The sequence below is a fragment of the Rhodoblastus sp. genome, from assembly GCF_041915505.1.
Classification (GTDB): domain Bacteria; phylum Pseudomonadota; class Alphaproteobacteria; order Rhizobiales; family Beijerinckiaceae; genus Rhodoblastus.
The window spans coordinates 1-5,110 of sequence record NZ_JAYSBG010000259.1 but is presented as its reverse complement, the minus strand read 5'-3'; the positions used below and the strand labels follow the sequence as shown (position 1 = coordinate 5,110).

At 65.9% G+C, this 5,110-nt stretch carries 5 protein-coding genes; all 5 read right to left on the bottom strand.

Translation table 11 applies throughout. The features are described from left to right. Positions 1-859: CpaF family protein (locus tag ACE3S9_RS14555; protein ID WP_374547201.1), on the bottom strand; the 859-nt coding region annotated here is incomplete at its 3' end. 61 nt (positions 860-920) lie between these two features. Next, positions 921-2,168 (bottom strand): CpaE family protein, encoded by a 1,248-nt coding sequence (locus ACE3S9_RS14550; protein WP_374547200.1) that lies wholly within the window; start codon positions 2,166-2,168, stop codon positions 921-923. Positions 2,169-2,171: 3 nt separating this feature from the next. Continuing rightward, the gene (locus ACE3S9_RS14545) at positions 2,172-2,921 is read right to left on the bottom strand and encodes a CpaD family pilus assembly protein (RefSeq protein WP_374547199.1); all 750 of its coding nucleotides are present in this window, start codon (positions 2,919-2,921) and stop codon (positions 2,172-2,174) included. A gap of 88 nt (positions 2,922-3,009) precedes the next feature. Next, on the bottom strand, positions 3,010-4,464 hold the full coding sequence (locus ACE3S9_RS14540; protein WP_374547198.1) for a type II and III secretion system protein family protein: 1,455 nt from the start codon (positions 4,462-4,464) through the stop codon (positions 3,010-3,012). 49 nt (positions 4,465-4,513) lie between these two features. Beyond that, positions 4,514-5,110 (bottom strand): Flp pilus assembly protein CpaB (cpaB, locus tag ACE3S9_RS14535; protein ID WP_374547197.1); only part of this gene is annotated, 597 nt, incomplete at its 5' end.

Genomic DNA, 5,110 nt, shown 5'->3' with positions numbered 1-5,110 from the left:
GCAGTTCCGCCGCGTCCTCGCAGGTGATCACGCGCTCGTCGTGATCGATGTAATTGGTCATGCAATTGAGCAAGGTGGTCTTGCCGGAGCCCGTGCCGCCGGAGATCAGCACGTTGCAGCGCACGCGCCCGATGATCTTCAGGATCTCGCTGCCTTCCGGCGAGATCGAGCCGAAGCGGGTGAGCTGATCGAGGGTCAGCTTGTCCTTCTTGAACTTACGAATGGTGAGCGCCGGGCCGTCGATGGCCAGCGGCGGCGCGATGACGTTGACGCGGGAGCCGTCGAGCAGGCGCGCGTCGCAGATCGGCGAGGCTTCGTCGACGCGGCGGCCGACCTGGCTGACGATGCGCTGGCAGATGTTCATCAGCTGCGTATTGTCGCGGAAGCGGACATTGGTGAGCTGGATCTTGCCGGCGACTTCGATGAAGGTGCGCGTCGCGCCATTGACCATGATGTCGGCGATGTCGTCGCGCGCCAGCAGCGGTTCGAGCGGGCCATAGCCGAGCACGTCGTTGCAGATGTCCTCGAGCAGGTCCTCCTGCTCGGAGATCGACATCACGACATTCTTGATCGCGATGATCTCGTTGACAATGTCGCGGATTTCCTCGCGCGCGTTTTCGGAATCGAGCTTCGAGAGCTGCGACAGATCGATCGCCTCGATCAAGGCGCCGAAGATCAGGCTCTTGGTCTGGTAATATTCGTCGGAGCGCCGGTTTTCTGGCGCGGGCGGCGGCGCCGGGGCGGGCGTCGGCGCCGCCACGGCGGGAGCGGCGGCGAGCGCGGGCGCGAAAGAATCCGGCGCGGCCTTTTGAGGCGAACGTGGCGGCGCGCTTTGGCCGCCTGAGCGCTTTCCAAACATCGTCCTTCCGTGCTCCCTAAACTCTATACTACGGCCTCAACCCGGATTCGGACGCCGCCGGTCAGCCCTTGAACACCGCCAGGATCGGCGAGAAGAACCCCTTGCGTTCGCGCTTGATAACGCCGCGTCCGGTGACGACGCGCGCGAGATCGCTGAACAGCTCCGCCGTTTTGGCGCCGTCTTCCATTTCGGCGATCATCTGGCCGTTGTTGGAGGCGGTGCCGAACAATTTGGCGTCGAAGGGCACGACCGCGGCGGGCTCGCCCTCCACCGCCTTGGCGAAATCGGCGGGCGAAATCTCGGGCCGCTTGGGCAGGCCGACGCCGTTCAGCACGAAGCGCGGCGGGGGATCGTTGCGCCGGGCGGCGCGGAGATTGTCGAGCATGCTCTTGGCGTTGCGCAGGCTGGCCAGTTCGGGCGAAGCCACGATGATCGCCTCGTCCGCCGAGACCAGCAGGCGGCGCGACCACGCCGTCCAGACATGGGGCAGGTCGAGCACGATATAGGGCGTCGTCGCGCGAAGGATTTCGACCAAGGCGTCGAGCGCGTTTTCCGACAGGTCATAGCCGCGCTCGACGGTCGCCGGCGCCGCCAGGATCGAAAGCTTCTCGCTGCATTTCGACAGCAGGCGGTCGACCAGATTGGAGTCGAGGCGTTCCGGCGAGAAGATCGCCTCGGCGATGCCCTGCGGCGGATCCTGGTTGAAATCGAGACCGGTGGTGCCGAAGGCGAGGTCGAGATCGGCGACGACGGTGGCGGTGTCGAGATCGCGCGCGATCGACCAGGCCATGTTATGCGCGACGCAGGAGGCGCCGACGCCGCCCTTGCAGCCGGCCACGGCGATCACCCGGCCGAGCGGCGCGGAAAGATCGTGATTATAGAGCGCGGACAGCGCGCTGATGAATTCCATCACGCCGAAGGGCTCGACCAGATAATCGCTGACGCCGCGCGAGATCAGCTCGCGATAGAGCGTGATGTCGTTCTGGCGGCCGGCGACGACGACCTTGGTGCCGGAATCGCAAAATTCCGCGAGCGCTTCGAGCTGTCCGACGAGTTCGCCGCGCTGGGCGTTGGATTCGATGACGATGATATTGGGCGTCGGCGAGGTGCGATAGGCCTCCACGGCCGCATTGGCCCCGCCCATATTGACCTTGACATGGGCCTTTTCCATGCGGCGATCGCCCGCCGCCTCGTTGATGAGCGCGGCGAGATCGGGCGTTTCGCAGAAGGCCTGCAGGGAAACGCGCGGCATCGGGGCGATGGAGGCCCCCTGCGACTGGGCGGAAGGATCGAGCGACTCGCTGGCCATGGGTCAGTTTCCTACAGTGCTGATGCTGCTGTTTTGAGTGGCCCAGGCCGTCCCGGGATCCTTGCCCTGGCGCACGGCGTCGATCGCGCGGCCGACAATGTGCGAATCCGGCGGGGACACTGCGGCCGGGCCGGCGAGGTCGCGCGGATCGGCCACCTGCGTCGCCATCATCTGCTGGCTGGCGCAGCCGAAATTCCAATATTCCTCGTTCTTCCAGCCGATGGTCGAGCTGCCCGAGGCCAGATCGTTCGGCCATTGGCCGCAGCGCGTGGGCGTCTGCGCGACGATGGTGGAATAGGACAGGCGCACCGGCGCGGCGAGCGTCGGATTGGCGACCGGATAATAGGAGACGCTGACATAGCCATGGGCGCCGCCGGCGGCGAGCGCGCGGCGGATGCCGGGCAAAGCGGAGCGGGCCTCGCCGCCGCTGCGCCCGCCCTGGGGCAGCGCGATGCCGATTTCGCCGGAGCCGTTGCCGCGATAGTCCTGCGCGAATTGCTTGACCTGGGCGCGGGTGCGCGTGTCGAGTTCGCCATTGCGCACTTCCGGCAGCACTTCCAGATCGGCGCGTCCCTGTTTCAGCTCGATCGGGTGGCGCGTGCGATAGTCGTTCGGGCCGGTCGAGCCGGTCACGACGCGGTCCACGCCGGAACAGGCGGCGAGCGGCGCGGCGAGGCCGAGCAAGGCGGCGAGCCTGAGTTTTTCGGCGAGCGGCCGGCGGATTCTAGTCCGAAGGGGGCGAAAGTGCGACATGATGGTCCGTCTCGATCGTTGCGCTTGCCGGTATGGCCTCGCTCGGGGGCGTTGAGGAAGCGCGGCTTCCCCAACGCGCCGAGCGGGTTCAGTCGTGGATGAAGCCGACGCGGCCGCTGAAATGTTTCGCCGCTTCGGGATTGTCGGTGGAGGAATAGAGCTTGTTCACGCGTCCGAGCAGCCAGGCCTGCGGGTCGTTGGCGTCCGCGAAATTGTCATCGGGCCGGGCAAGAGCGCTGGCGGGAACCGCCTTGACCAGATAGGGCGTGACGATGATCAGCAGCTCGGTTTCCTTGCGCTGATAGTCGCGGGAGCGGAACAACTGGCCGAGGACCGGCAGGTTCATCGCGCCGGGCACGCCGTTCTGCACCTGGTTGGAGGCGGATTCGATCAGGCCGGCGGTGGCGATTGAGCCGCCGGTCGGCAGTTCGACCGTGGTGTCGTGGCGGCGGGTGCGGAAACCGGGCACCGACAGGCCGTTGATCACGCTGGAGGTCGAGGGGTCGATTTCCGACACTTCGGTGGCGAGGCGCAGCGAGATGCGGCCCGACGCCAGCACGACCGGCGTGAAGTTCAGGGTCACGCCGTACATCTTGTAGGTCACGCTGGCGGTGCAGTTCGACGTCGAGCCCGTGCCGTTGCAGGTGGTGCCGGCGTTGATCGGGACTTCGCCGCCGACCGTGAATTTCGCGCCTTCGCCCGATACGGCGGTGACGGTCGGCTCGGCCAGGGTGCGAGCGACGCCATTGCGTTCGAAGGCGGTCAGGGTCTGTTTCAGCGACCAGGGGCCGCCGAAATTGGTCACGGTGTTGAGCGCGCCACTGCTCAGCACGCCGTTGTTCACCGTGAACGGGTTGTCCTGCGTGAAGGTGCCCCAATTGCCGGCGAGGGTCGACGAGGACACGCCGAGCTGCTTGGCGATATTGCGCTGGACCTCGGCGATGGTGACCTTGATCATCACCTGGTCGCGGCCCTTGACGGTGATCGCATTGACGACCATGCCGGCGCCGGCGGCGCCGTTGATGCCGCCGGAGGTCTTGTTCACGCTGTCGACGAAGCCCTTGGCGATATCGAGCGCGGTCTGCATATCCCCGGGCGAATCGACCTCGCCGGTGAGGATGATCGAATCATTGATGGTGCGCGCGGTGATGCGGGCGCTGGGCAAGGCGGTGCGGATGATGTTCTGCAATTCGCCGATGTCGCGGCCGATCGAGATTTCCAGCGTGGCGATCCGGCGGCCCTGCTTGTCCATGGCGTAGATCGTGGTCTGGCCCGCCGCCTGGCCGATGATGTAGATCTTGCGCGCCGAACGCACGACCGCATTGGCGATGGCCGGATTGCCGACGAAAATCTCGCCGGCGTCGCCAGGCAGCTCGACGATGATCGATTTGCCGACGCCCATGGTCACGCGGCGCACCGCGCTCGATCCCTGAAGCGCGACGTCATTGTTGTCATAGGCTTGCGCGGGCCGCTCCATTGCCGGCGCGGCAAAGGCGAGCAAAGCGACAAAACCTCCGACCAGCCTTGGGCGCATCATCTGCATCGTCTCACACTCCTGGGCGGCGCCTGTTCGGGGCGGCTTCGCCGATTGCTCATTTTCCGCGCGACTGGGTTGCGACGCCTGCGCGCACCACGGTGACCGCGCGATTGTGTTCGATCTGGTTGATGGTCTCCGGCGAGGCGGCGTTCTGCTGGCTGTCCTGCATGGAACGCAGCACCAGCGAGAGTTGGCCAACGCGCTGAGCGAGAATCACGGTCTCGGCCTGGCGGGGATCGAGTTCGAGCGTGGCGGTCGAGCCGGAGGCGAAGGGCTGGCCGCCCTTGTCCTGGGCGTTCTGGCCGATCGCGAGCACGCGGACATTGGTGACCAGAGTCTCGCTGATATAGGGATCGCCGGCGCCGAGCTTGGCGGCGTCCTCGTCGCGATAGATGCGAATCACATCGACGCGGTCGTTGGGGAGGATGAACTTGCCGGCCGTATTGGCGCCATTGTCGTCAATGGTGATCGCGACCGCGCGATAGCCCGGATTGACGATCGCCGAGAGGAAGCCGGAATTGGCGCCCTTGAACAATTTCTCGCGGCGAATCGGTTCGCCCTGCAGGAACGAGCCGCGCACCACCGAATCCTTGATTTCATCGACCGCATTGGGCGTTTCGGACTTGCGAATCACGCCCTGGACCGGCGCGCT

Excerpts from the sequence above, each read along its gene's own strand:
- ACE3S9_RS14550 (WP_374547200.1), bottom strand. The coding sequence starts at position 2,168 with ATGGCCAGCGAGTCGCTCGATCCTTCCGCCCAGTCGCAGGGGGCCTCC.
- ACE3S9_RS14545 (WP_374547199.1), bottom strand. The coding sequence starts at position 2,921 with ATGTCGCACTTTCGCCCCCTTCGGACTAGAATCCGCCGGCCGCTCGCC.
- ACE3S9_RS14540 (WP_374547198.1), bottom strand. The coding sequence starts at position 4,464 with ATGCAGATGATGCGCCCAAGGCTGGTCGGAGGTTTTGTCGCTTTGCTC.